22 protein-coding genes, 1 pseudogene and 1 riboswitch are annotated in these 26,337 nt (G+C 70.1%); of the genes and pseudogenes, 18 read left to right on the plus strand and 5 right to left on the minus strand.

The window, feature by feature from the left end; translation table 11 throughout:
- Window positions 1–23 precede the first annotated feature (23 nt).
- From KUM49_RS14140 to KUM49_RS14160, 5 genes and pseudogenes are all read left to right on the plus strand, one after another.
- Window positions 24–302, plus strand: a complete 279-nt coding sequence (locus KUM49_RS14140; RefSeq protein WP_217237166.1) for a hypothetical protein — start codon at window positions 24–26, stop codon at window positions 300–302.
- Between the two features lie 66 nt (window positions 303–368).
- Window positions 369–1,598 carry a sensor histidine kinase gene (locus KUM49_RS14145; protein WP_217237167.1) on the plus strand — a complete coding sequence of 410 codons (1,230 nt, stop codon included), beginning with the start codon at window positions 369–371 and terminating at the stop codon, window positions 1,596–1,598.
- Window positions 1,595–2,278: a response regulator transcription factor gene (locus KUM49_RS14150; protein ID WP_217237168.1), complete on the plus strand. Its 684-nt coding sequence runs from the start codon at window positions 1,595–1,597 to the stop codon at window positions 2,276–2,278. The genes KUM49_RS14145 and KUM49_RS14150 overlap by 4 nt, the downstream gene beginning before the upstream one ends.
- 74 nt (window positions 2,279–2,352) lie before the next feature.
- Window positions 2,353–2,583: pseudogene (locus KUM49_RS14155) on the plus strand (efflux RND transporter permease subunit); the annotation flags it as partial.
- 111 nt (window positions 2,584–2,694) lie between these two features.
- Window positions 2,695–4,944, plus strand: a complete 2,250-nt coding sequence (locus tag KUM49_RS14160; protein WP_217237169.1) for a protein kinase — start codon at window positions 2,695–2,697, stop codon at window positions 4,942–4,944.
- Between the two features lie 18 nt (window positions 4,945–4,962).
- On the opposite strand, the gene nadA is transcribed toward KUM49_RS14160, so the two are convergent.
- Window positions 4,963–6,159, minus strand: a complete 1,197-nt coding sequence (gene nadA, locus KUM49_RS14165; protein WP_217237170.1) for a quinolinate synthase NadA — start codon at window positions 6,157–6,159, stop codon at window positions 4,963–4,965.
- A gap of 254 nt (window positions 6,160–6,413) precedes the next feature.
- Between nadA and erpA the strand changes: the two genes are divergently transcribed.
- Complete coding sequence (erpA, locus tag KUM49_RS14170; protein WP_030039301.1) at window positions 6,414–6,770, plus strand: iron-sulfur cluster insertion protein ErpA; 357 nt, start codon at window positions 6,414–6,416, stop codon at window positions 6,768–6,770.
- An 84-nt stretch (window positions 6,771–6,854) separates the two neighbouring features.
- Here the strand turns inward: erpA and KUM49_RS14175 are convergent, their stop codons facing one another.
- Both KUM49_RS14175 and KUM49_RS14180 read right to left on the minus strand, forming a co-directional pair.
- Window positions 6,855–8,768 (minus strand): hypothetical protein, encoded by a 1,914-nt coding sequence (locus KUM49_RS14175; protein WP_217237171.1) that lies wholly within the window; start codon window positions 8,766–8,768, stop codon window positions 6,855–6,857.
- Window positions 8,769–8,918: 150 nt separating this feature from the next.
- Complete coding sequence (locus KUM49_RS14180; protein ID WP_217237172.1) at window positions 8,919–9,128, minus strand: hypothetical protein; 210 nt, start codon at window positions 9,126–9,128, stop codon at window positions 8,919–8,921.
- Between the two features lie 159 nt (window positions 9,129–9,287).
- Here KUM49_RS14180 and KUM49_RS14185 point away from each other — a divergent pair, with 159 nt between their 5' ends.
- Window positions 9,288–10,262 (plus strand): carbohydrate kinase family protein, encoded by a 975-nt coding sequence (locus tag KUM49_RS14185; RefSeq protein ID WP_217237173.1) that lies wholly within the window; start codon window positions 9,288–9,290, stop codon window positions 10,260–10,262.
- A 1-nt stretch (window position 10,263) separates the two neighbouring features.
- Here the strand turns inward: KUM49_RS14185 and KUM49_RS14190 are convergent, their stop codons facing one another.
- Window positions 10,264–11,640 carry a cysteine desulfurase/sulfurtransferase TusA family protein gene (locus tag KUM49_RS14190; RefSeq protein ID WP_217237174.1) on the minus strand — a complete coding sequence of 459 codons (1,377 nt, stop codon included), beginning with the start codon at window positions 11,638–11,640 and terminating at the stop codon, window positions 10,264–10,266.
- Window positions 11,641–11,911: 271 nt separating this feature from the next.
- Between KUM49_RS14190 and coxB the strand changes: the two genes are divergently transcribed.
- The 4 genes from coxB (at window position 11,912) to KUM49_RS14210 (ending at window position 16,398) form a co-directional block, all read left to right on the plus strand.
- Window positions 11,912–12,871 carry a cytochrome c oxidase subunit II gene (gene coxB, locus KUM49_RS14195; RefSeq protein ID WP_217237175.1) on the plus strand — a complete coding sequence of 320 codons (960 nt, stop codon included), beginning with the start codon at window positions 11,912–11,914 and terminating at the stop codon, window positions 12,869–12,871.
- Window positions 12,868–14,610, plus strand: a complete 1,743-nt coding sequence (gene ctaD / locus KUM49_RS14200; RefSeq protein ID WP_217237176.1) for a cytochrome c oxidase subunit I — start codon at window positions 12,868–12,870, stop codon at window positions 14,608–14,610. The genes coxB and ctaD overlap by 4 nt, the downstream gene beginning before the upstream one ends.
- On the plus strand, window positions 14,607–15,005 hold the full coding sequence (locus tag KUM49_RS14205; protein WP_217237177.1) for a cytochrome c oxidase subunit 4: 399 nt from the start codon (window positions 14,607–14,609) through the stop codon (window positions 15,003–15,005). Before ctaD ends, KUM49_RS14205 begins: the two co-directional genes overlap by 4 nt.
- 130 nt (window positions 15,006–15,135) lie before the next feature.
- The gene (locus KUM49_RS14210) at window positions 15,136–16,398 is read left to right on the plus strand and encodes an Ig-like domain-containing protein (RefSeq protein ID WP_217237178.1); all 1,263 of its coding nucleotides are present in this window, start codon (window positions 15,136–15,138) and stop codon (window positions 16,396–16,398) included.
- Window positions 16,399–16,407: 9 nt separating this feature from the next.
- Here the strand turns inward: KUM49_RS14210 and KUM49_RS14215 are convergent, their stop codons facing one another.
- The gene (locus KUM49_RS14215) at window positions 16,408–16,809 is read right to left on the minus strand and encodes a hypothetical protein (RefSeq protein ID WP_217237179.1); all 402 of its coding nucleotides are present in this window, start codon (window positions 16,807–16,809) and stop codon (window positions 16,408–16,410) included.
- A gap of 178 nt (window positions 16,810–16,987) precedes the next feature.
- Here KUM49_RS14215 and KUM49_RS14220 point away from each other — a divergent pair, with 178 nt between their 5' ends.
- The 7 genes from KUM49_RS14220 to KUM49_RS14250 all read left to right on the plus strand — a co-directional run bounded on the left by KUM49_RS14220 (window position 16,988) and on the right by KUM49_RS14250 (window position 26,335).
- Window positions 16,988–17,608, plus strand: a complete 621-nt coding sequence (locus tag KUM49_RS14220; protein ID WP_217237180.1) for a heme-copper oxidase subunit III — start codon at window positions 16,988–16,990, stop codon at window positions 17,606–17,608.
- Window positions 17,609–17,671: 63 nt separating this feature from the next.
- Entirely contained in the window at window positions 17,672–18,481 is an 810-nt protein-coding gene (locus KUM49_RS14225) for a c-type cytochrome (protein WP_217237181.1), read from the plus strand.
- Window positions 18,478–19,551, plus strand: coding sequence for a ubiquinol-cytochrome c reductase iron-sulfur subunit (locus KUM49_RS14230; RefSeq protein ID WP_217237182.1), 1,074 nt, complete (start codon window positions 18,478–18,480; stop codon window positions 19,549–19,551). Before KUM49_RS14225 ends, KUM49_RS14230 begins: the two co-directional genes overlap by 4 nt.
- Window positions 19,548–21,188 (plus strand): cytochrome bc complex cytochrome b subunit, encoded by a 1,641-nt coding sequence (locus KUM49_RS14235; protein WP_217237183.1) that lies wholly within the window; start codon window positions 19,548–19,550, stop codon window positions 21,186–21,188. Before KUM49_RS14230 ends, KUM49_RS14235 begins: the two co-directional genes overlap by 4 nt.
- A gap of 146 nt (window positions 21,189–21,334) precedes the next feature.
- The gene (gene trpD, locus KUM49_RS14240) at window positions 21,335–22,399 is read left to right on the plus strand and encodes an anthranilate phosphoribosyltransferase (protein ID WP_217237184.1); all 1,065 of its coding nucleotides are present in this window, start codon (window positions 21,335–21,337) and stop codon (window positions 22,397–22,399) included.
- 76 nt (window positions 22,400–22,475) lie between these two features.
- Window positions 22,476–22,592: riboswitch (SAM riboswitch) on the plus strand.
- A gap of 181 nt (window positions 22,593–22,773) precedes the next feature.
- Window positions 22,774–24,132, plus strand: a complete 1,359-nt coding sequence (locus KUM49_RS14245; RefSeq protein ID WP_217237185.1) for an aminotransferase class V-fold PLP-dependent enzyme — start codon at window positions 22,774–22,776, stop codon at window positions 24,130–24,132.
- Between the two features lie 67 nt (window positions 24,133–24,199).
- Entirely contained in the window at window positions 24,200–26,335 is a 2,136-nt protein-coding gene (locus KUM49_RS14250) for a PQQ-binding-like beta-propeller repeat protein (protein ID WP_217237186.1), read from the plus strand.
- The last annotated feature ends 2 nt before the right edge of the window (window positions 26,336–26,337 follow it).

Below are 26,337 nucleotides of genomic sequence, written 5' to 3' on the forward strand. Positions count from 1 at the left end.
GGGCCCACGCCTAGGAGGGCGACGTGATCGTACGGATCATGGGAGAGGGGCAGGTGAGGCTGGCCGACGGCCACCTCACCGAGCTGAACAGGCTGGACGACGAGCTCCTGACCGAGATGGAGAACGGCGACGGGTCCGGCTTCCGCCGCACCCTGCAGGCCCTGCTCTCCAAGGTCCGCGAACTGGGCGAGCCCCTGCCCGACGACTCCCTGGAACCGTCCGAACTCATCCTCCCGTCGCCGGACGCGACGCTGGAGGAGGTACGGAAGATGCTGCGCGACGACGGTCTGATCCCGGGGTGAGGTGACGGGGAACGTACAGGTGGCCCCCGTTCCGCCGCCCGCGGGCCCCCCGTACCGTGGGCAGACGTGAGCACCATCGAGCAGGCCCGGCGTCACCTCAGAGCGCACCCCTTGGCGCTGGACGCGGCCCTGGCGGCCGGCGTACTCGCGTGCATGGTGGCCGGCTCGTTCGTGGACCCGCACGGTGAGCGCGACGTCAGCTGGGGCTTCCGTACGCCCGACCCCCTCGGCCTGGTCCTCATCGCCCTCGGCGCCGCCGCGCTGGTGTTCCGCCGCCGCGCCCCCCTGACGGTCCTCGCCCTCACCGGCACCGTCTCCCTCGTCGCGGCCGTCGCCAGCGACCCCCGCGCCCCCGTCGCCATGTCCGCGGTCATCGCCCTCTACACCGTCGCCGCCTCCACCGACCGCCCCACGACCTGGCGGGTCGGCCTGCTCACCATGACCGTCCTCACCGGCGCCTCCATGCTCGCCGGCCCTCTGCCGTGGTACGCCCAGGAGAACCTCGCGATCTTCGCCTGGACCGGCATCGGCGCCACCGCGGGCGACGCCGTCCGCAGCCGCCGCGCCTTCATCCATGCCATCAGGGAGCGCGCCGAACGGGCCGAGCGCACGCGCGAGGAGGAGGCCCGCCGCCGGGTCGCCGAGGAACGCCTGCGCATCGCCCGCGACCTGCACGACGTGGTCGCCCACCACATCGCCCTGGTCAACGTCCAGGCCGGCGTCGCCGCCCATGTCATGGACAAGCGGCCCGACCAGGCCAAGGAGGCCCTGGGCCACGTACGGGAGGCAAGCCGCTCGGCGCTGAACGAACTGCGGGCCACCGTCGGTCTGCTGCGCCAGTCCGGCGACCCGGAGGCCCCGACCGAACCCGCCCCCGGCCTGGCCCGGCTCGACGAACTCGTCGGCACCTTCCGCAGCGCGGGACTGCACGTCGAGGTGGCCCGCGCGGACCAGGGCACCACCCTGCCCGCCGCCGTCGACCTGGCCGCCTACCGCGTCATCCAGGAAGCCCTCACCAACGTGCAGAAACACGCCGGAGCCGAGGTCAAGGCCGAGGTCAGCGTCGTGCGCGTCGGACCGAACGTCGAGATCACCGTCCTCGACAACGGCGCCGGCGAGGAACCGGACCCCGAGACCGGCGGCGGCCACGGCCTGCTCGGCATGCGGGAGCGCGTCACCGCCCTGCGCGGCACCCTCACCACCGGTCCCCGCTACGGAGGCGGTTTCCGCGTCCATGCGATCCTGCCGATCAAGACCCGCACAGCAGTCACCGGAAAGCCGGGGGAATCCGTATGACCATCCGTGTCCTGCTCGCCGACGACCAGGCACTGCTGCGCAGCGCCTTCCGCGTGCTCGTCGACTCCGAGCCCGACATGGAGGTCGTGGGCGAGGCGTCCGACGGCGCGGAGGCGGTGCGGCTGACCAAGGAGGAGCGGGCCGACGTCGTCCTGATGGACATCCGGATGCCGGGCACCGACGGCCTGGCGGCCACCCGCATGATCAGCGCCGACCCCTCGCTCACCCACGTCCGGGTGGTCATCCTGACGACGTTCGAGGTCGACGACTACGTCGTGCAGTCGCTGCGCGCGGGTGCGTCCGGTTTCCTCGGCAAGGGCTCCGAGCCCGAGGAACTGCTCAGTGCGATCCGGGTCGCGGCCGGCGGCGAGGCGCTGCTGTCCCCGGCCGCGACGAAGGGTCTCATCGCCCGATTCCTCGCGCAGGGCGACGCGGGGGACGAGGAGCGCGACCCCGCCCGTGCGGAGCGCCTCGCCGCGCTGACCGTGCGGGAGCGCGAGGTCCTGGTGCAGGTCGCGGGCGGCCACTCCAACGACGAGATCGCCGGGCGGCTCGAAGTCAGCCCACTCACGGTGAAGACGCACGTCAACCGGGCCATGGCCAAGCTGGGCGCCCGGGACCGGGCACAGCTCGTGGTGATCGCGTACGAGTCGGGACTGGTACGTCCAAGGGTGGAGTGACCTCAGCCCTCCGTACTGCGGCCGGAGTATGAGCCGCATAGGAAATGGACCTGGGGGCTACGGATCACCCGCGCCTGGGCGTCACCGGCGAGGGCGGGTTCATCGCCCAGCCGCTCGCGGTGGTGGTGATCGGCGGCCTGGTCACGTCGACCGCGTTGACCCTGCTGCTCGTTCCCACGCTGTACGCGATGCTGGAGCTCCGCAAGGAGCGCCGGGCGGACAAGCGTGAGGCGAAGCGGGCGAAGAAGGCCGGGCTGCCGTCCCGGCAGGCGTCCTCGGACGAGCCGGAGCACGCGTCCGTGTGACCGTCCGGGGAGGCCGGGCGGCGAGCCCCACGGTTCGCCGCCCGGACTCCGCCGTGTCCCGGTACGTATCCTGTGCCCCGAACAGCTTTACGGGGGAAGGGAATCCGGACGGTGCCACTGCACAGGGACGACCCGAAGTCGATCGGCGGGTACAAACTGGTCGACCGCCTCGGCGCCGGCGGCATGGGGGCCGTCTACCGGGGCAGATCGCGGTCGGGCCGCGAGGTCGCCGTCAAGGTGGTGCACGCCCAGTACGCCGAGGACAGCGTCTTCCGCACCCGGTTCCGGCAGGAGATCGAGGCCGTCCGCAAGGTGAGCGGCGTCTTCACCGCACCGGTCGTGGACGCCGACCCGGAGGCGGCCCGGCCCTGGATGGCGACCCAGTACGTGCCCGGGCGCTCGCTCGCCCAGCGGATCCGCGACGGGGGCGCGCTCAGAGGCGGCGAACTGCGGCGGCTGGCGCTGGGGTTGGTGGAGGCCCTGCGGGACATCCACCGGGCCGGCGTGGTGCACCGGGACCTGAAGCCGGCGAACGTGCTGATGGCCGAGGACGGCCCTCGCGTCATCGACTTCGGCATCTCCCGCGCGGTGGAGAACCACAACACGCTGACCGAGACCGGCCAGATGATCGGCACCCCGCCGTTCATGTCCCCGGAGCAGCTCACCGACGCCCGCACGGTCGGCCCGGCCTCCGACGTCTTCTCCCTCGGGGCGCTCCTGGTCTACGCGACGACCGGGCACGGGCCCTTCGACACCGACAGCCCCTATCTGACGGCCTACCGGGTGGTCCACGACGACCCCGTGCTGGACGGGGTCGGCCGGCCGCTGCGCGGGATCCTGGAGCGCTGCCTGGCCAAGGAGGCCGCGGACCGGCCCGGACTCGACGAGCTGGCCCGGGAGTTCGCCACCGCCCTGCCCGAGCCCGACGCGGGCGACCTCGCCACCGTGTCGCTGCGCCTGGGGGAGCTGCCGGCCACGCCGGACACCCGCCCCGGGACCCTCGCCGACCCGGCCGCACCCACCCGCCCCGGCCGCCGAAACCGCCGTCTTGGCCCGCTACTGGCAGCGACCGGCACGGTCGGCGCCGTCGTCCTCGGGCTCACGGCCTACCTGCTGCTCGACCCGGGCTGGGCGGACAGCGGCGACGGCGCGACCCCCAGGCCGTCCGCGACGTCGCGGTGGGCGGCACTGCCCAGCGGCTGGAAGCCGTGGGAGACGACGGTCTACGAGAGGGCCGCACGCGGTGTGAAGAAGGCGCCGGAGGCGGGCGGCGGCGGGATGCGGGGCGGGCCGGACTGCCAGATGTACGAGGGCGCCGCCTACTGCACCGGCGACGGCATCCTTCCCGTACGCCTGAACGGGCTGACCGGCGAGACCGATTGGCGGGCCGCCGCGGCGCCGTCCGGCGGCGTCGAAGGGACGTACACCTTCACGCTTCTCGGCATCCGGGACGACGCGGTGCTGGTCCAGCAGCTCTTCCAACCGGACGAAGCCGACGAGGACACGACCAGTGTCCTCGCCCTCGACGTCGAGACCGGTGACCGGCTGTGGCACCGCACGGTCAACGACGACTGGGTCGAAGTGATCGCCTCCGGCGACCTCGTCCTGACACCGGACGCCGACGGCCGCTCGGTGACCGCCCGCTCGCCGCGCACCGGTGCCGAGCGCTGGACGGCACCCCTGCCCCCCGAGCACATCTGCGGCTTCACGCAGGCCGAGGAGCGTCTGTACCTGCAGTGCGTCCTCGACTCGATGGAAACGCAGGACCTCGTGGTCACGGAACTGGACCGGGCCGACGGTTCGGCCCGCCGGCTGAAGGGAACGAGCGACGCCGCTCTCCTCGGGGTCTTCGACGGCCGGCTGCTCTTCCTGGAGTCGCCCCGGGACGGGGAGGGAAACATGCAGATCGGCGAGGACGCCCCGTACGCCCGGATCCGGTTGGTGGACCCGGACACCGGCGCGGGCAGCACCACGAAGCTGGCCGAGCAGTACGCGGGGGAAGTGACGCTGGCGGGCGGCACCCTCTGGTTCGCCACCTCCACCGGACAGGTGACCGCCGTGTCGGCCCGCACGGGCAAACCGCTGTGGCAGACCGCGACGAGCCTGGAACAACCGGGCCCGGCCTTGTACGACCCGCGGACCCGCACCCTCTACCTGGGCAGTTCCAGCGGCCGGGTGGGGGCGCTCGACGCGCGGAAGGGCACGGTGTTGTGGGAGACCCTGCCGCGGGCCGAGCGGTTCGACTCCGGCTGGACCGTCAAGGTGCGTCTCCACGAAGGGGCCCTGGTCGTCGCCACTCCCGACGGCACCGTCTTCAGCCTCGACCCCGCCCACCCCGAGCGGAAACCCGCCGCGGAGTGAACGGGGCCGGGGGCAGGGCTACGGCAGCGCCAGCATCCGCTCCAGCGCCAGCTTCGCGAACGCCTCGGTCTCCTTGTCGACCTCGATGCGGTTGACCAGGTTGCCCTCGGCGAGGGACTCCAGGGTCCACACCAGGTGGGGGAGGTCGATGCGGTTCATCGTCGAGCAGAAGCAGACCGTCTTGTCGAGGAAGACGATCTCCTTGCCCTCGGGAGCGAAACGGTTCGCCAGGCGTCGTACGAGGTTCAGCTCGGTCCCGATGGCCCACTTGGAACCCGCCGGGGCGGCCTCCAGCGCCTTGATGATGTACTCGGTCGAGCCGACGTAGTCCGCCGCCACCACGACCTCGTTCTTGCACTCGGGGTGGACGAGGACGTTGACGCCGGGGATGCGCTCGCGCACATCCCGCACCGACTCCAGGCTGAAGCGGCCGTGCACCGAGCAGTGGCCCCGCCACAGGATCATCTTCGCGTCGCGCAGCTGCTCGGCGGTCAGGCCGCCGTTCGGCTTGTGCGGGTTGTAGAGGACGCAGTCCTCCAGCGTCATGCCCATGTCCCGCACGGCGGTGTTGCGGCCGAGGTGCTGGTCGGGCAGGAAGAGGACCTTTGTTGAATTGGGCTCCCCCTGCTCGAAGGCCCACTCCAGGGCCCGCTGGGCGTTCGACGACGTGCAGATGGTGCCGCCGTGCTTGCCGGTGAACGCCTTGATGTCCGCGGAGGAGTTCATGTACGAGACGGGCACGACCTGCTCGGCTATGCCGGCCTCGGTCAGCACGTCCCAGCACTCCGCGACCTGCTCGGCCGTCGCCATGTCGGCCATCGAGCAGCCGGCGGCGAGGTCGGGCAGGACCACCTTCTGGTCGTCGGACGTCAGGATGTCGGCCGACTCCGCCATGAAGTGCACACCGCAGAACACGATGTACTCGGCCTCCGGGCGCGCGGCCGCGTCCCGGGCCAGCTTGAAGGAGTCACCCGTGACGTCGGCGAACTGGATGACCTCGTCGCGCTGGTAGTGGTGGCCGAGGACGAACACCTTGTCGCCGAGCTTCTCCTTGGCCGCGCGGGCGCGCTCGACCAGGTCGGGGTCGGAGGGCGAAGGCAGGTCGCCGGGACACTCGACGCCCCGCTCGCTCTTCGGGTCGGCCTCTCGGCCGAGCAGCAACAGGGCGAGCGGAGTCGGCTGTACGTCGAGCTCCGTGGTCTGGGCGGTGGTCACGACACGCACCCTTTCTACTTTTCGTCGAACTGACGTTATCTATCATAACCTGCTTCACGTCACTTTGACGATGGTCATAGCGTCGATGTGACATGAATCCCGCGGGCGGCCCGGCGGCCGCTGTTCGCTTCAGCGCGGGTGTGCGAGCATGAAGAGGGAAGAGACAAAACACGCCCTCGGCCCGGAATGAATCCGCGGCCCCGTCGGTTGCAACCGTCGGCAAGCAGTCTCCGTACAACCCGGGAGAGATGTAGATGTCCGTATCGGACGAGACCAGCACCGTCACCGACGGCATCATCCTGTCCGACGCCGCCGCGGCGAAGGTCAAGGCCCTGCTCGACCAGGAAGGCCGTGAGGACCTGGCCCTGCGCGTCGCCGTTCAGCCCGGCGGCTGCTCCGGCCTGCGCTACCAGCTCTTCTTCGACGAGCGTTCCCTCGACGGCGACGTGGTCAAGGACTTCGACGGCGTCAAGGTCGTCACCGACCGCATGAGCGCCCCGTACCTGGGCGGCGCGTCCATCGACTTCGTCGACACCATCGAGAAGCAGGGCTTCACGATCGACAACCCGAACGCGACGGGCTCCTGCGCCTGCGGCGACTCCTTCAGCTAAGTCCCACAGCTGGATTTCCGAGCGACGCGAAGGCGGCGGCCCCCTCCGACAGGGCCGCCGCCTTCGCGCATGTCCGAGGCCGTCCTACCGCGCCCCGGACGTCTCCGGGAGCCGTGCCCCCGCCTTCTCCAGCGGGATCTCCTTGCCGTCCGCGCCCACGACCTTGCGGTCGCCGAGCGGCTCGTCCAGGGGCACGGTCTGGTGGTACACCTTGGCGATCATGATGCAGATCTTGTCCGGCCAGGGCGTCTCGGTCACCGTGACCGTCACCTCGTCCGTGCCCTCGATCGCCGTCGCCTTGTAGTCGGCGCACACCCCGCCCGTGAAGCTCACGGTCAGTTCCGTCCCCTCGGCCGTGTAGCCCTCCACCTGGACGTCCTTGGTGGCCGGCGCGGCGGTCGGCTCGTCGCCCGGCGCGCTCGGCGGTGCTGAGGGCGCGCTCGGCCGCGCGGGGGGAGTGGCCGAGGTCAGGTACGTCGGGTCGACCGCCGGATGCGTCACCGTGTACGCGTCCCGCGCGCCCGCCGCCCGTACCTCGAACAGCCAGGACGGCACCAGCGTCTGCCGTCCCTCCACCAGGTGCGGCGCCAGCCCGAACACGGCCTTCTCGACCGTGATCGTCTCCCTCTTCCCCGCCTTCGGTACGTCGGTGGACTCCCCGCACGGAGCTTCCAGCCGGTCCTTCAGCGGTACGGGGCTCGCGCAGCCGCCGATGCCCATGCGGTGACCGGTCCCCGGCGCCGCGTTCATCAGGCCCAGCGTCTTCTCCGCGCTCAGCACGGGGTACGTGTCCCCCTTCACCGGCGCCTTCATCTGGCCGTTGGCGCCCACCACTTCGCCCTGTGCGCCGACGGTGACGCCGGTCGTCCAGCCGTAGGTGGGCATCCCGCCGACCTCGGGGTCGGCGTTCACGACCCGCTGGGCGCCCGCGACCAGGCTCGCGTCCAGCTTCGCGTCGTCCTGACCCACCGCCTTCAGGACCGGCGCGGCGGCCTTCTTCGCGGCCGCCTCGGTCACCGGGTCGGCGGACGGGTCGACCGGGTCGCTCGCACACACGGTCTCGCTCTGGCAGGCATCGGGGCCGGGCACGTACCGGTGGAACGTCCAGCTGCCCGGCGCCTGCCTGTTCACCTGCAGACTCGGCCCCGAACCGTCCTTCGCCCCGACCCGCCAGGCCTGCCCCAGGAGCGCCGGCTTCCCCTCGACGCCCAGCGCCTTCGCCAGCGCGGCCACCTGCTCCTCGGTGACGGTGCCGCCCGACCGGTACACGGGCGCGGTGCCGGGACCGTCGGGAAGCGTGCCGTCGGCGCGATAGGTGACGCCGTACGGGTTGGGCTCACCGGGCGCGATGCCGTTCGAACCGCCGCCCTCGGAGTAGCCGTCGAGGGCGAGCGGCGGGGGAGTACCGTCGCCGCCGGCCCCGGACGCCGTACGGTCCACGGAACCCCCGGAGGCGGACGTGGCGAGGTACGCCCCACCACCCCCCACCAGCAGTACGGCGGCGGCGACGGAAGCGGCGACCAGTGCGGGGCGGCGGCGGGGCCGGCTGCCACCGTCGGGGACGTCACTCGCGGACGCCTCGCCTCCAGCAGCGGGGGACACGTCGGTGTCGGGAGAGGGGGACGGGCCCGGGCCGGGGGCGGCGGCCGCGTCGGTCTCGGGGGAATCCGCCGAAGCCTCCTGCTCCGAGGCACGCTCATCGGCTTCCGGGACCTCCGGGGCCTCCGGGGCTTCCGCCTGCTCCGAGGCGGCTTCGGGCGCCTCCTCCTGCTCCGAGGCGGCCTCCGGGGCGGCCTCCGGGGCCGGCTCATCGGCTTCCGGAACATCCGTCGGCTCCGCGGCCGGCTCCCCGGCACCGGCCTCCGGGGCCTTGCTCTGCTCGGAGGCACCCTCCGCCGCAGCGGGCCCGGTGGTGTCATCGGCGTCCCGCGGCGTACCGGCCTTCTCGGCGCCGTCCTCCGGGCCGACGTCGTCGTTGTCGGGTCGCTCGCTGTTCACCGCATCGCTCCTTCGGCTGTGCTTCCGTCCCATGACCCCGACCCGACCTTGTCAAAGAGGTCGGCTCACGGGTCGTATCCCGCATCCCCTTTACGGGGGACGCCGATGGGACGCAGCGGGGGAGCGCGCGGTTCCCTGAAAGGCGCTGCCTCAGTCGCCGTACTCCGACATCGCGTCCAGCAGCCGCGCCGACGCCGGGGGCACGGTCACGCCGTGGATGAGTGACGGGGAGACCGGACGGGCGGTGATCCGGTCGGGAACCGCCCAGTGGGGAGCCATCCGGGCGCAGTCCCCGCGCAGCGACGCCAGGTCGCCGTCCAGGTCGGCCGCGACGGGAGCATGGAGCTCGATGTTCGTCATAGCCGCACCGTAGGCACGGCCGACCCTGCGAAGAAAGATCTACTATCGGGTAGTTTTGGCCGCTCCAGCGGCTCCAGCGTCTCCGCGCGCCTCGCAGAGCCCCGCGCCGACCAGATAGCGTGAACCGTCAATCTGTCTCCCCACAGGAGAGTCAACGCCGTGCGCATCGCAGTCACCGGCTCCATCGCCACCGACCACCTCATGACCTTCCCCGGCCGCTTCGCCGACCAGCTCGTCGCGGACCAACTGCACACGGTCTCGCTCTCCTTCCTGGTCGACAACCTCGACGTCCGCCGGGGCGGCGTCGGCGCCAACATCGCCTTCGGCATGGGCCAGCTGGGCACCAAGCCGATCCTGGTCGGAGCCGCGGGCTTCGACTTCGACGAGTACCGCGCCTGGCTGGACCGGCACGGCGTCGACACCGCCTCGGTGCGCATCTCCGAGACGCTGCACACCGCCCGCTTCGTGTGCACCACGGACGCCGACCACAACCAGATCGGCTCCTTCTACACCGGCGCCATGAGCGAGGCCCGCCAGATCGAGCTCAAGACGGTCGCCGACCGGGTCGACGGCCTCGACCTGGTGCTGATCGGCGCCGACGACCCGGAGGCGATGCTCCGCCACACCGAGGAGTGCCGCTCCCGGTCCATCCCCTTCGCCGCCGACTTCTCCCAGCAGATCGCCCGTATGGGGGGCGACGAGATCCGGATACTGCTGGACGGAGCGACGTACCTCTTCTCGAACGAGTACGAAAAGGGCCTCATCGAGTCCAAGACGGGCTGGACCGACGAGGAGATCCTGTCGAAGGTCGGCCACCGCGTCACCACGCTCGGCGCGCAGGGCGTCCGCATCGAGCGCGTCGGCGAGAAGCCGATCGTCGTCGGCTGCCCGGAGGAGGACCGCAAGGCCGATCCCACCGGCGTCGGCGACGCCTTCCGCGCCGGCTTCCTCTCCGGCCTCGCCTGGGGGGTGTCCCTGGAGCGCGCCGCCCAGGTCGGCTGCATGCTCGCCACGCTCGTCATCGAGACGGTCGGTACCCAGGAGTACCAGCTGCGCCGCGCCCACTTCATGGACCGCTTCACCAAGGCGTACGGCCATGAGGCTGCCGCCGAGGTCCAGGCGCACCTGGGCTGAGTCAGGAGAGCCGGCGGACCACGTAGGCCGAACCCCGGTCCGCCGGCTCCTCACCGACGTACTCCTGGCCCCGCATCTCGCACCACGCCGGAATGTCCAGCCGTGCGGCCTCGTCGTCCGAGAGCACCCGGACGACGCCGCCCAGCGGCACCTCGCCGATGACCTTCGCCAGCTCGATGACCGGGATCGGGCAGCGCTTGCCCAGGGAGTCGACGACCAGGACGTCGTCCCGCACGACCGCCTCGGCGACCGGCGCTCCCAGCTTCTCCCGTACCGCCGCCACCGCTCCCGGCAGCACGTCGAGGAACCGCTCGACGTCCTCCTCCGGCGTCCCGGGCGGCAGCGAGATCCGCACGTTTCCCTCACTCAGCACCCCCATCGCCCTCAGCACATGGCTGGGCGTCAGCGTGCTGCTCGTGCAGGAGGATCCGGACGAGACGGAGAAACCGGCACGATCCAGCTCGTGCAGCAGGGTCTCCCCGTCGACATAGAGACAGGAGAAGGTGACGACACCGGGCAGCCGCCGCTCCGGATCGCCGACCACCTCCACGTCCGGCACCAGCCGCGGCACCCGTGCCCGGATTCGCTCCGTCAGCTCCCGCAGCCGTAGCGCCTCCCGCGCCGCCTCGGCCCGCACCGCCCGCAGTGAGGCCGCCGCCGCCACGATCGCCGGAATGTTCTCGAACCCGGCCGCCCGCCCCGACTCCCGCTCGTCCACGGGCCCTTGAGGGGCATACCGCACGCCCTTCCGCACCACGAGCACGCCGACCCCCGAAGGCCCGCCCCACTTGTGTGCGCTGGCCGTCAGCAGCGACCAGTCACCCTCGACCCGCTCCCACCCCAACGACTGCGCCGCGTCCACCAGCAACGGCACCCCGGCCGCCCGGCACACCTCGGCGACCTCCGCCACCGGCTGCCCGGTCCCCACCTCGTGGTTGGCCGACTGCAGACACGCCAGCGCGGTGTCGGGCCGCAGAGCCTTCTCGTACGACTCCACGGTCACCGCCCCCGACCGCAGCACGGGCACCTCGGTCACCGATCCGCCGCCCGCCTCGAACACCCCCGCCGAATGCAGTACCGAAGAGTGTTCGACCGCCGACACGATCAGGTGGCGTCCCACGCGACGGCGCCCCGCCAGCGCCCCGGCGACCCCGGCATGCACCGCGCGCGTGCCGGAGGAGGTGAACACCAGCTCGTCCGGTCGGCACCCCACGGCCTCGGCCGTCGCCTCCCGCGCCGCGTCCAGCAGCATCCGGGCCCGCCGCCCCTCCCGGTACAGGCGCGCGGGATCCGCCCACCCCTCGTCGAGAGACGCCTGCAGCGCCTGACGGGCGACGGGATGCAAAGGAGCGGCGGAAGCGGCATCGAAGTAGGACACACCCCAACGCTAAGCGCCCTGAAGGGGCACGGGGAACTGCGCGAGAAACCACGACGCACCCGCAGCCGCCAACTGACGGAACCTCCCGAGCTACTGGGCGCCCCGCACAACCCGCGGCGCGTTGCGCCCCCCTCCCCGCGCACCCCCAAATCGCGTCGGCTAGGGTTTGGTCCGCATAAACATCCAAACCCCTGCCCGACGCAGGGCGGCGACCGACCAGCGAGAAGGCCGCAGCTCAACCGCGCGGGCGAGACTCTCGGGAAGGCGCTACGTGAGTCCCAACGGCTCCGACCGCTCGCCGCGGCGCCCGATGCGGCGGAAGCTGCTGCAGGCAATGACCGCCGGCCTGGTCCTGGCGACCGCGACCGGTTGCACATACAAGGACTTCCCACGCCTTGGTATGCCCACCCCGACCACGGAAGAGGCTCCGCGGATCCTCTCCCTGTGGCAGGGCTCCTGGGCTGCCGCGCTCGCCGTCGGCGTGCTGGTGTGGGGCCTGATCCTCTGGAGTGCGTTCTTCCATCGGCGCACCCGCACCAAGGTCGAGGTCCCTCCGCAGACCCGGTACAACATGCCCATCGAGGCGCTGTACACGGTGGTCCCGCTCATCATCGTCTCGGTCCTCTTCTACTTCACGGCCCGCGACGAGTCGAAGCTCCTCAGCCTCAAGAAGCAGCCCGACGTCACGATCAACGTCGTCGGCTTCCAGTGGAGCTGGGGCTTCAACTACGTCGTGCCCGTCGAAGGTTCCACGGGTGACGCGAAGACCGACAAGAACCTGGACGCGATTCCGGACCGGTTCAAGGAGGACTTCCCCGCCAACGCCGGCGGTGTCTACGACGTCGGCACGCCCAAGACGCGGAACCCGCAGACCGGCAACCCCGGCCCGACCCTCTGGCTCCCCAAGGGCAAGACGGTCCGCTTCGTCCTCACCTCGCGTGATGTCATCCACTCCTTCTGGGTGGTGCCGTTCCTCATGAAGCAGGACGTCATCCCGGGCCACACCAACGCCTTCGAGGTGACCCCCAACAAGGAGGGCACCTTCCTGGGCAAGTGCGCCGAGCTGTGCGGCGTCGACCACTCCCGGATGCTGTTCAACGTGAAGGTCGTCTCCCCCGAGCGCTACGAGCAGCACCTCAAGGACCTCGCCAAGAAGGGGCAGACCGGTTACATTCCCGCCGGCATCGCTCAGACGAGCCACGAGAAGAACCGGGAGACGAACAACCTGTGAGCATCCTCAACGAACCTCAGGGTGCCGCGGCAGCAGGCTCTCACTACGAGGACGAGCTGCCGGTCCGGCGCCAGCGCCGTGGCGAAGTCGTCATCAAGTGGCTCACCACCACTGACCACAAGACGATCGGCACGCTGTACCTGGTCACGTCGTTCGCGTTCTTCATGATCGGCGGCGTGATGGCGCTGTTCATGCGCGCCGAGCTGGCCCGTCCGGGCCTGCAGATCATGTCGAACGAGCAGTTCAACCAGGCGTTCACGATGCACGGCACGATCATGCTGCTGATGTTCGCGACGCCACTGTTCGCCGGTTTCACGAACTGGATCATGCCGCTGCAGATCGGCGCGCCCGACGTGGCGTTCCCGCGGCTGAACATGTTCGCCTACTGGCTGTACCTGTTCGGCTCGACGATCGCGGTCGGCGGCTTCCTCACCCCGCAGGGCGCGGCCGACTTCGGCTGGTTCGCCTACACCCCCCTGTCCGACGCGATCCGCTCGCCGGGCATCGGCGCCGACATGTGGATCATGGGTCTGGCCTTCTCCGGCTTCGGCACCATCCTCGGCGCGGTCAACTTCATCACCACCATCATCTGCATGCGCGCCCCCGGCATGACGATGTTCCGCATGCCGATCTTCACCTGGAACGTGCTGCTGACCGCCGTCCTGGTCCTGCTCGCCTTCCCCGTCCTCGCGGCCGCGCTGTTCGCGCTGGAGGCGGATCGGAAGTTCGGCGCACACATCTTCGATCCGGCCAACGGCGGCGCGTTGCTGTGGCAACACCTCTTCTGGTTCTTCGGCCATCCAGAGGTGTACATCATCGCCTTGCCGTTCTTCGGGATCATCTCTGAAGTGATCCCGGTGTTCTCCCGCAAGCCGATGTTCGGCTACATGGGCCTGATCGCGGCGACCATCTCCATCGCGGGCCTGTCCGTGACGGTGTGGGCGCACCACATGTACGTCACCGGCGGTGTGCTGCTGCCGTTCTTCTCCTTCATGACGTTCCTCATCGCCGTGCCGACGGGTGTGAAGTTCTTCAACTGGATCGGAACGATGTGGAAGGGGTCCCTGAGTTTCGAGACCCCGATGCTGTGGGCGACCGGCTTCCTGATCACCTTCACCTTCGGTGGTCTGACCGGTGTCATCCTGGCCTCGCCGCCGATGGACTTCCACGTCTCCGACTCGTACTTCGTGGTGGCGCACTTCCACTACGTCGTCTTCGGCACCGTCGTCTTCGCGATGTTCTCCGGCTTCCACTTCTGGTGGCCGAAGTTCACCGGCAAGATGCTCGACGAGCGCCTCGGCAAGATCACGTTCTGGACGCTGTTCATCGGCTTCCACGGAACCTTCCTGGTCCAGCACTGGCTGGGTGCCGAGGGCATGCCCCGTCGTTACGCGGACTACCTCGCGGCCGACGGTTTCACCGCCCTGAACACGATCTCGACGATCAGCTCCTTCCTGCTCGGCCTGTCGATCCTGCCGTTCCTCTACAACGTGTGGAAGACGGCCAAGTACGGCAAGCCGGTCGGCGTCGACGACCCGTGGGGCTACGGCCGCTCGCTGGAGTGGGCGACCTCGTGCCCGCCCCCGCGGCACAACTTCCTCACCCTGCCGCGGATCCGCAGCGAATCCCCGGCGTTCGACCTGCACCACCCCGAGGTCGCCGCTCTCGACCAGCTCGAGAACGCGCCTCACGGTGACAAGGCTCTGGCCGGCAACGGCGGCAAGGAGGCCGGCAAGTGAAGATCCAGGGCAGGATGTTCATCTGGCTGAGCGTCTTCATCCTCGCCATGGCGATCGTCTATGGCGTGTGGTCGAAGGAGCCGGCCGGCACCACGGCCCTCTTCCTGGCCTTCGGTCTGTCCATCATGATCGGCTTCTACCTGGGCTTCACGGCCCGGCGGGTCGACGCGGGCGCGCAGGACAACAAGGAAGCGGACGTCGCGGACGACGCCGGCGAGGTCGGGTTCTTCAGCCCGCACAGCTGGCAGCCGCTCTCCCTCGCGGTCGGAGGCGCCCTCGCCTTCCTGTCGGTCGCGATCGGCTGGTGGCTGCTGTACTTCTCGGCGCCGCTGATCATGATCGGTCTGTGGGGCTGGGTCTTCGAGTACTACCGCGGTGAGAACCGCACCCAGTAGCACGAGCTGAGCTCCCAGGAGCCCGGACACTCCGTCAGGAGCGTCCGGGCTCCTGCTTTTGCCGCAATGCGTGTCACTCGTACGAGTCACCCGGCGCGCCGCCCTTGACGGATCTCCCTAGCGTGAAGTCATGAGCCACGTACCCCGCACCCGTACCGTCGTCGGCTGCACCCTGCTGGTGATCGCCCTCGGCGCGGGCGTCACCGCCTGCGGCAGCGACGACAACCCGTTGTCCGCCACGCCGTACGACGCGGCGGACCTGATCTCCTTCAAGGGCCTCACCGCCAACGGCAAGAAGGTCGACCCGGACAAACCCCTGGAAGTCACCGCCGAGGACGACGACGGCCGTATCACCGACGTCACGGCCATAGACGCGGCGGGGCGGTACCTGGCCGGCGAACTCTCCGCCGACGGCGGACGCTGGCACAGCACCACCCCGCTGGCCGCCAACGCCCACTACACGGTCCGGGTGAGCACCGAGGACGAGGACGGGGCGCCCGGCCGCCGCGTCCTCAGCTTCGACACCGGCAAGCCCCACGGCAAGAAGCGCCTGAAGGTGACCTTCGGGCCCAAGGCGGGCACGTACGGCGTCGGCCAGCCCATCACCGCCGAACTGAGCATGCCCGTCAAGGACAAGGCCCAGCGGGCCGTCATCGAGAGCGCCCTCAGGGTCGACTCGATGCCCGCCGCGTCCGGGGCCTGGCACTGGGTGGACGACAAGGAGCTCCACTACCGCCCCCAGGAGTACTGGCCCGCCCACGCCACCATCCAGGTCCGCAGCAACCTGGACGGCATCAAGATCAGCGACCGGCTGTGGGGCGGCAAGGTCAAGCCGCTGAAGATCAGTACGGGCGACCGCGTCATCGCGGTGACCGACGCCTCCTCGCACTCGATGGCGGTCCACAAGAACGGCGAGGTCATCAAGCAGATCCCGGTCACCACCGGCAAGCCCGGCTTCGAGACCCGCAACGGAGTCAAGGTCGTCCTGGGCAAGGAGTACTTCGTACGCATGCGCGGCACCAGCATCGGCATCGCCGAGGGCTCCGCGGAGTCGTACGACCTCCCGGTCTACTACGCGACCCGCGTCACCTGGAGCGGCGAGTACGTGCACGCCGCCCCCTGGTCCGTCGGCTCCCAGGGCTCTGCCAACGTCAGCCACGGCTGCACCGGCATGAGCACCGACAACGCGGCCTGGTTCTTCAAGACCGTCCGCGAGGGCGACGTCGTCGAGGTCGTCAACTCACTCGGCCACACGATGGAGAGCTTCGGCAACGGCTTCGGCGACTGGAACCTCGGCTGGGACAAGTGGCGCATGGGCAGCGCCCTCGCCGCGGGCACGCCGAACGCCCCCCTTCCGGAGGAGCGGGCGCGACTGCGTCCCCAGTCGGTCTGAGCAGCCCTGTCAGGCGCTCAGGGCGCTCTGCCGCCGCAACAGCGAGGCAAGCGCCGCCGCGAACTCCACCGGGTCCACCGGCAGCGTCACAGCCGCCTCCGCACGGCTCCACGTGGCGAGCCACGCGTCCTGCGGCCGGCCGATCAGCAGCAGCACCGGCGGGCAGTTGAAGATCTCGTCCTTGATCTGACGGCACAGACCCATGCCACCCATGGGCGCGGCCTCACCGTCCAGGACGCAGACGTCGATGCCGCCCCTGTCCAGTTCCTTGATCACGGCCGCCGGGGTCGCGCACTCGATGAACTCCACCACCGGGACATCGGGAGCGGGCCTGCGCCCGGTGGCCAACCGCACCTGCTCGCGGGTGTTGGAGTCGTCGCTGTAGACCAGCACCGTGGCAGTCGGCTGCATGCTTCCTCCGGGACGTCAGCGTCGTACGGACAGGACCGATGCGGCGGATGCTACTCCCTTGACCACCTCGTCAACACCTGTAGGAACACCGCTGTCCTGGGCCATACGGGCAGTCCACGCGCTACGAACACTCCGAACGGCACCCCCGGGAGTGAGGGCGGGATAAGCGACCGACATAATGTCGGTCGTGGCGACAGCAACGACAGTAGAAACCGGGCACGCGCACCCGTCGGTCAACCGGCCGAACCTCACCAGCGTCGGAACCATCATCTGGCTGAGTTCCGAGCTGATGTTCTTCGCGGCCCTCTTCGCGATGTACTTCACCCTGCGATCGGTGACGGGTCCTGATCACTGGAAGGAGATGGCGCACAGTCTGAACTTCCCGTTCTCTGCGACCAACACCACGATCCTGGTGCTCTCCTCCCTCACCTGTCAGCTCGGCGTGTTCGCCGCCGAGCGCGGTGATGTGAAGAAGCTCCGGATGTGGTTCATCGTCACCTTCATCATGGGTGCGATCTTCATCGGCGGTCAGGTGTACGAGTACACCGAGCTGGTCAAGAAGGACGGGCTCTCGCTCTCCTCGGACCCGTACGGCTCGGTGTTCTACCTGACCACCGGCTTCCACGGCATGCACGTGACGGGCGGCCTCATCGCCTTCCTGTTCGTCCTCGGCCGCACCTACGCGGCGAAGAGGTTCACGCACGAGCAGGCGACCGCGGCCATTGTCGTGTCCTACTACTGGCACTTCGTCGATGTCGTCTGGATCGGCCTCTTCGCCACGATCTACATGATCAAGTAGTCGGGCCCGCTCCCGCACATTCCAGAAGCATCGACGCAGAAGATCCTGACACCGGAGTAATCCGTGAAAAAGCTCTCCGCACGACGACGCCATCCCTTGGCGGCGGTCGTCGTCCTACTCCTCGCGCTGGCATGCACCGGGGGGCTGTACGTCCTGCTCGCACCCACGAGCGAGGCGAAGGCAGACACAACCGCCCAGTCCCTGGCCATCGACGAGGGCAAGAAGCTCTACGCCGTCGGCTGCGCCAGCTGCCACGGCACCGGTGGTCAGGGCACCACTGACGGTCCGAGCCTCGTGGGCGTGGGCGCCGCGGCCGTCGACTTCCAGGTCGGCACCGGCCGTATGCCGGCCCAGCAGCCGGGCGCGCAGGTCCCGAAGAAGAGGAACATCTACTCGCAGGCCGAGATCGACCAGCTTGCGGCGTTCATCTCCTCGCTGGGTGCCGGTCCGAACGTCCCGACCGAGGCGCAGTACAACCCCGAGGGCGCCGACATCGCCAAGGGCGGCGAACTGTTCCGCACCAACTGCGCGCAGTGCCACAACTTCACCGGCAAGGGCGGCGCGCTGACGCACGGCAAGTTCGCACCCGACCTCGAGGGCGTCTCCCCGAAGCACATCTACGAGGCCATGCAGACCGGCCCGCAGAACATGCCCTCCTTCCCCGACACCACGCTGTCGGAGCAGAACAAGCAGGACATCATCGCGTACCTCGACGCGGTCAACGGTGACGACACCGAGAGCCCCGGCGGCCTTGAGCTGGGCGGACTCGGTCCGGTCAGCGAGGGCCTGTTCGCCTGGATCTTCGGACTCGGCGGGCTGATCGCGGTCGCCGTCTGGGTCGCCGCTCGGACCGCAAAGGCCAAGAAGTCATGAGTAGCCAAGACATTCCCGAAGAGAACCTGCCGGCTGAGCAGTCCGCAGGACACAAAGACCATGGGCACGGCGCGGTAGGCGTCGCGGACGAGAAGAACCCGTTCGCCGACCCCGGACTGCCGCCCCACGAGCACCGCATCCAGGACATCGACGAGCGGGCCGCCAAGCGGTCCGAGCGCACGGTCGCCATGATGTTCGTGCTGTCGATGCTGGCCACCGTCGGCTTCATCGTCTCGTACGTGACGATCCCGCACGACAAGTCGATCTACGTCTTCACGATCGGGCACATCAACGCGCTGAACTTCGCGCTGGGCCTGACCCTGGGCGCGGCGCTGTTCCTGATCGGCGCGGGTGCGGTCCACTGGGCCCGCACGCTGATGTCCGACGAGGAGATCGCCGACGAGCGCCACCCGATCGAGGCGGCGCCCGAAGTCAAGGCCAAGGTCATGGCCGACTTCAAGCAGGGCGCCAAGGAGTCCGCGCTCGGCCGTCGCAAGCTGATCCGCAACACGATGTTCGGCGCGCTGGCCCTGTTCCCGCTCTCCGGCGTGATGCTGCTGCGCGACCTCGGTCCGCTGCCCGGCACCAAGCTGCGCCACACCCTGTGGTCCAAGGGCAAGCTGCTCGTCAACATGAACACCAACGAGCCGCTGCGTCCCTCGGACGTCGCGGTGGGTTCGCTGACGTTCGCCAAGCCCGAGGGCCTGGAGGAGCACGACCACGAGTTCCAGACCGAGATCGCCAAGGCCGCCCTGATGATCGTCCGGATCCAGCCGGACAACATCAAGGACAAGCGCGAACTCGAGTGGTCGCACGAGGGCATCGTGGCGTACTCGAAGATCTGCACCCACGTCGGTTGCCCGATCTCCCTGTACGAGCAGCAGACGCACCACGTGCTGTGCCCCTGCCACCAGTCCACCTTCGACCTCTCCGACGGTGCCCGGGTGATCTTCGGCCCCGCCGGTCACGCCCTGCCGCAGCTGCGGATCGGCGTGAACGACGAGGGCTACCTCGAGGCGCTCGGCGACTTCGATGAGCCCGTCGGTCCTGCTTTCTGGGAGCGCGGATGAGCACTGAGACCACCACCAAGGACTCGCGCTCGCGCGAGAAGGCACCCGCCGGCGAGCGGGTCGCCGACTGGGCCGACGGCCGCCTGGGGATCTACTCCCTGGCCAAGGCCAACATGCGCAAGATCTTCCCCGACCACTGGTCGTTCATGCTGGGTGAGATCTGCCTCTACAGCTTCATCATCATCATCCTCACGGGTGTGTACCTGACGCTGTTCTTCCACCCGTCGATGAACGAGGTGGAGTACCACGGCAGCTACGTCCCGCTGCAGGGCCAGCTGATGTCCGAGGCGTTCAACTCGACCATGCACATCTCCTTCGAGGTGCGCGGTGGCCTGCTGATCCGGCAGATCCACCACTGGGCGGCGCTGATCTTCCTCGCCGGCATGTTCGTGCACATGATGCGCGTGTTCTTCACGGGTGCGTTCCGCAAGCCGCGTGAGGTCAACTGGCTGTTCGGCTTCCTGCTGTTCGTCCTGGGCATGTTCACCGGGTTCACCGGCTACTCGCTCCCGGACGACCTGCTCTCCGGCACCGGTGTCCGCTTCATGGAGGGCGCGGTCCTGTCCGTGCCGATCGTCGGCACGTACCTGTCGTTCTTCCTCTTCGGCGGGGAGTTCCCGGGCGGCGACTTCGTGGCCCGCTTCTACTCGGTCCACGTGCTGCTGCTGCCGGGCATCATGCTCGGCCTGGTGGTCGCCCACCTGATCCTGGTCTTCTACCACAAGCACACGCAGTTCGCGGGCCCCGGCAAGACGAACAAGAACGTCGTCGGCATGCCGCTGCTCCCGGTCTACATGGCCAAGGCCGGAGGCTTCTTCTTCCTGGTCTTCGGTGTCATCGCGGCCATCTCGGCGATCGCCTCGATCAACCCGATCTGGACCATGGGCCCCTACCGCCCGGACCAGGTGTCCACCGGCGCCCAGCCCGACTGGTACATGGGCTTCTCCGAGGGCCTGATCCGTGTCATGCCGGGCTGGGAGATCAACTTCTGGGGCCACACGCTCGTCCTGGGCGTGTTCATCCCGCTGGTGATCTTCCCGCTGGTCCTGGTCGCGATCGCGGTCTACCCGTTCATCGAGTCCTGGGTCACCGGCGACAAGCGCGAGCACCACATCCTGGACCGCCCGCGCAACGTGCCGACGCGCACGGCCTTCGGTGTCGCGTGGATCACCTGGTACATGGTGCTGCTGATCGGTGGTGGAAACGACCTCTGGGCGACCCACTTCCACCTGTCGATCAACGCCATCACCTGGTTCGTGCGGATCGCGTTCTTCGTCGCGCCGGTCATCGCGTTCGTCGTCACCAAGCGGATCTGCCTCGGCCTCCAGCGCCGCGACAAGGACAAGGTGCTGCACGGCCGCGAGTCGGGCATCATCAAGCGCCTGCCGCACGGTGAGTTCATCGAGGTGCACGAGCCGCTCAGCCAGGAGCAGCTGCACACGCTCACGGCGCACGAGCAGTACGTGCCGGCGCAGATCGGCCCGACGGTCGACGAGAACGGCGTCGAGCGCAAGGTGAAGGGCTCCGAGAGGCTGCGCGCCAAGCTGAGCGAGGCGTACTACGGCGAAGAGGCCCAGATCCCCAAGCCGACCGTCGAGGAGTACAAGGAGATCACGAGCGGCCACGGCCACCACTGATCGCTGCGCTCGCCACGCGCGGTAGAGCTGTAGAAGGGGCCCCGTCCGAAGACCGGACGGGGCCCTTTGCCGTGCCCCTCGGCTGGATAGGGTGGGACACCTCGAGACTCGCGTCCCGCTGTGCGGGACTGATCCAGGAGCGGCTTATGAGCGCTGTGACCCCCGCTGGAGGCGACACCGCGGCGGACCGTTCCTGGCCCGAGGTACTGAGCGCACTGCTCGGCGGGCAGGACCTGAGCGCCGCAGACACGGCGTGGGCGATGGACCGCTTCATGAGCGGCGAGGCCACGGACGCCCAGATCGCGGGCTTCATGGTGGCGCTGCGGGCCAAGGGCGAGACGGTCGAGGAGATCAACGGCCTCGTCGAGGCGATGTACGCGCACGCGCAGCCGCTGCACATCCCGGGTCCGGCCGTCGACATCGTCGGTACCGGTGGAGACCGGGCCAAGACGGTCAACATCTCGACGATGTCCGCCATCGTGATCGCGGGCACCGGGGCGAAGGTCGTCAAGCACGGCAACCGGGCGTCGTCCTCGGCGAGCGGGTCGTCCGACGTGCTGGAGAAGCTCGGCATCAACCTGGACCTGTCGCCCGAGGGGGTGGCACGCGTGGTGGAGGAGGCCGGGATCACCTTCTGCTTCGCGGCCAAGTTCCACCCCTCGATGCGGTTCGTCGGCGCGGTCCGGCGGGATCTGGGCATCCCGACCTCGTTCAACCTGCTCGGTCCGCTGACCAACCCCGCCAGGGTCACCGCCTCGGCGATCGGCTGCTTCGACACCCGGATGGCGGGGCTCATCGCCGGCGTACTGGCCGAGCGCGGCTCGTCCGCGCTGGTGTTCCGGGGTGACGACGGCCTCGACGAGCTGACGACCACGGCCACCTCCCGGGTGTGGATCGTCGGCGACGGCAAGGTCACCGAGGAGGCCTTCGACCCGCGGGACGTCGGCCTCGAACTGGTGCCGGTGCAGGCGCTGCGCGGCGCGGACTCCTCGTACAACGCGGAGGTCGCCCGACGGCTGCTGGACGGCGAGGCGGGCCCGGTGCGGGACGCGGTGCTCCTGAACTCGGCCGCGGCGCTGGTGGCCCTGGAGCCGACCGGAGCGCCGCTGGCCGTGCAGCTGCGCGCCGGGATGGACAAGGCGGCGGCGGCGATCGACTCCGGCGCGGCCAAGCGGACGCTGGAGCGCTGGGTGACGGCCAGCAACGCGTAGCACCCGATGCGGTGATGTCCCGCAATCCGGACCCGGGTTGCGGGACCACGATCGCTTCGCGTACGTTTCTGAACCAGGTCATGAGTGACAGTCATGAGGCCCCGGCCGACTGTCCGGCAACCCTCCGTCCGTGGCGGGGTGCCCCGGGTGAAGACCAGGTCGTAGGCAGCAAGGCCTGCGGCAAGCGCGGACCCCTCGTCGCTCTGCAACGAGCGCAGTACCAGGGGTCCTGGTCGTCGAGGGAGCCTTCCGTGAGCAAGCGAATGCGATAGGGCCGCAGAGCCCCACCTCCGCATCCCCCTTTCTCTCTTCACCCGCGCTTGAGCACTGTCCGCTCGCGCGGTGATGTCGCCTGCCTCTCACGGGAGTTCGCCATGTCTGTCCCCACCGCTGCCGCCGCCCGGTCCGTCTGCGCCCCGCTGCCCGTTCTCGGCCGGGATGTCACCGTCCCCCTCGTCACCGGCGGCGAGGTCACCTACGCCGCGCTCGACTACGCGGCGAGCGCGCCGGCGCTGCAGCGGGTCTGGGACGACGTGGCGGCGTACGCGCCCTACTACGGCAGCGTCCACCGCGGCGCAGGCTACCTCTCCCAGCTGTCCACCGACCTCTTCGAGAACGCCCGCGAGACGGTCGCCGAGTTCCTCGGCTGCCGTGCCGAGGACCAGGTGGTCTTCACCCGGTCCACCACCGACTCCCTGAACCTCCTGGCCGCCGCGCTCCCGGCCGACTGCCAGGTCTTCGTCTTCGAGACCGAGCACCACGCCTCGCTGCTGCCCTGGCAGGACGCCCGCGTCAGCTACCTCGACGCCCCGCGCACCCCGCGCCAGGCGGTGGCGACCCTGGAGCGCGCCCTCGCCGACCGTGACCCGGGCCCGGCCCTGGTCTGCGTGACCGGCGCCTCCAACGTCACCGGCGAACTGTGGCCGGTACGGGAGCTGGCCGCCGCCGCGCACGCGCACGGTGCCCGGATCGTCCTGGATGCCGCCCAGTTGGCCCCGCACCACCCGGTGTCGCTGCGGGACCTCGACGTCGACTGGGTCGCCTTCTCCGGGCACAAGCTGTACGCGCCCTTCGGCACCGGCGTGCTGGCCGGCCGTGCCGACTGGCTGCGCGCGGCCGAGCCGTACCTCGCGGGCGGCGGCGCCAGCCGCAAGGTCACGCGTCGCTCGGACGGGGGAGTGGACGTGGAGTGGCACGAGAGCGCCGCCCGCCACGAGGCCGGTTCCCCCAACGTCATCGGCGCCTACTCCATCGCCTCCGCCTGCAAGGCCCTCACCGAGGCCGGCTTCGACACGCTGGTCGCCCGGGAGCAGTACCTGATCGACACGGTCCGCGCGGGCCTCGCCGAGGTGCCCGAGGTCAGGGTCCTCTCCCTCTTCGGCGACGACGCCCCGCGGGTCGGCGTGATCTCCTTCGTCGTCGAGGGCTGGAACAGCTCCCACTTCGCCGCCGCGCTCTCCGCCGAGTACGGCATCGGCGTCCGCGACGGCCTGTTCTGCGCCCACCCGCTGGTCCGCACCCTCCTCGGCAGCGACCCGCAGACGCAGGGCGAGTGCGGCGCCCCCGAGGCCGCGCCCGGCGAGAAGTCCCTCAACGCGATCCGGGTGAGCTTCGGCGCGGGCACGCCCGACGAGCACGTCGAGCGGTTCGTGAACGCGGTGAAGGAACTCGTCCGGGACGGCGCGAAGTGGAACTACCGCACCGAGGACGGGCGCTGCGTCCCGGCGGTCTGAGGGACTGACGCCAAGCAGCACGTATACGCTCCCTCTCGGCAGCCGTACGACGTAGGGGGAGCACGGGGTGCAGGAGCTGCGCGAGACGGATCCGCGGGTCATCGGCCCGTACGAGGTGCTGGGCAGGCTGGGGTCCGGCGGCATGGGCGAGGTGTATCTCGCCGAGGCGCGGCGCGGGCCGCGACTGGCCGTGAAGGTGGTGCGGGCCGAACAAGCGGAGGACCGCACCTTCCGGGCACGGTTCCGGCACGAGGTGCGGGCCGCGCAGACCGTCGGCGGGGCGGGGACGTACACCGCGCGGGTCGTGGACGCGGACACCGAGGCCCCACGGCCGTGGATGGCCACCGAGTTCGTCGACGGGCCGAACCTGCGGGACGCGGTGCTCGACGGCGGCCCCCTGACGGGAGACGCGGTACGGCTGCTGGCGGCCGCGCTCGCCGAGGCGCTCGCCGCGATCCACGCCAAGGCGCTGGTGCACCGGGACCTCAAGCCGTCCAACATCCTGTTGGCTCAGGACGGCCCGCGCGTGATCGACTTCGGGATCGTCCGGGCCCTGGAAGGGACGGCACTGACCCGGACCGGGGTGGTCGTCGGTTCGGTCGGCTACGTCTCGCCCGAGCAGATCCGCAACGGTGCCCAGGTGGGGCCGGCCAGTGACGTCTTCTCGCTGGGCGCGGTGCTCGCCTACGCGTCCGGTGGTGAGGAGCCCTTCGGCGAGGGGCAGGATTCGGTCGTCCTGCTGCGGATCCTGACCGGGGACGTCGACCTGTCCGCCGTACCGAAGGACCATCTGCCGCTGGTGGAGGCGTGTCTGCGGGACGATCCGGGCGCCCGGCCGACGCCCGCGGACGTGGTCGCGGCCACGGGGCACACCGCGCGTTCGCTGCGCGAGGGCCTGCGGCCGGGGTGGTACGCGGCCGGTGCCCCCGGAGGGGCCGAGTCCGTCGGAGGCGGTGAGCGCTGGATCCCGGAGCACGGGTCGGGGGAGCGGGAGAGCCGGGTCGAGTACGTGGCGCCCGTGACGGTCAGGGACTTACCGGCGGTCGCCGAGGTCCCGCCGCGTCCGCCCTCGCGGCGATGGCTGCTGGGGGCGCTGACCGGTGGCGCGGGGGTGGTGGCGGCCGGGGGCCTCGGCGGATGGCTGCTGCTGCGGGACTCGTCGGACGGCAGGCAAGGGGCCGCGGGCGGGTCCTCCGCGACCGGAACGCCTCGGGTGGGCTGGCAGTACAAGGTCGCGGGACTGGGCGGAAGACACGGGCCCTGTGCCTCGCTGTCGCCCGACGGCAGGCGGGTGTACGTCGGCGGCTCGGACGGCTCCCTGCACGCGGTGGACCTGAACGGCCTGAGTGTCTGGCACACCGAATTGGGTGGCGAGGTCATGTCCCCGCTGGCCACTGCCCACGGCGTGTACTGCCTGCTCTTCGACGGGCAGGAGGGCGCCTCCAAGCTGTGCGCGCTCGGCAGGGACGGCAAGGTGCGCTGGACCAGGCCGGTCGCCTCGAACAGCCAGGTCCCGGTGGCCGCGGCCGGACTGGTTCTGGTTTCCTACGCCTCTTCGTCGGACGAGGGCGGGGTACGGGCGTACGCGCCCGACGGCAGCGTGCGCTGGAGCACACCGACAGGGGCCGCGCCCACCGGTGAACCCATGGTGGCGGACTCAGTGGTGTACGTCGGCACCTTCGGGGACGAGCTGCAGGCCCTGGACGCGAAGACCGGGAAGCGGCTGTGGGCGACGAGGGTGGGAGCGGACACCGGGCGACCCACGCTGGTCGGAGACACGCTGCTGGTCGGGTCGGGCGGGGAGCAGTCGCTGCACGGCGTCAGCCGGTCCGGAAAGCCCTTGTGGCACAAGGCCGACGAGATGCTGTACGGCAGCCGCTACCTCAGCTGTGTCGCCTTCGGCGGTCTCGGCGTCACCGCGACCGACTACGAACTCGTCGCGCTGGACCCGGCTGACGGGTCCAGGGCGTGGACCTTCCGGTTCACCGACGAGGGGATCCAGTACAGCGATCCGACGGTCGCGGGGGACACGCTCTACGCGCGCCAGGGCGCGACGCTCTACGGCTTCGACCGCCAGGGCAGGCGGACCTGGCGGAAGCGGGTGGAGGGGGGAGCATCCGTCGGCACCCAGAGCCCGGTCGTCCGTGACGGACGCGTCTACGCCGCGACCGCCGACGGAATCACCGTCCTCGCGCTGAAGTAGCC

It is taken from the genome of Streptomyces sp. AC555_RSS877 (genome assembly GCF_019049245.1).
Classification (GTDB): domain Bacteria; phylum Actinomycetota; class Actinomycetes; order Streptomycetales; family Streptomycetaceae; genus Streptomyces.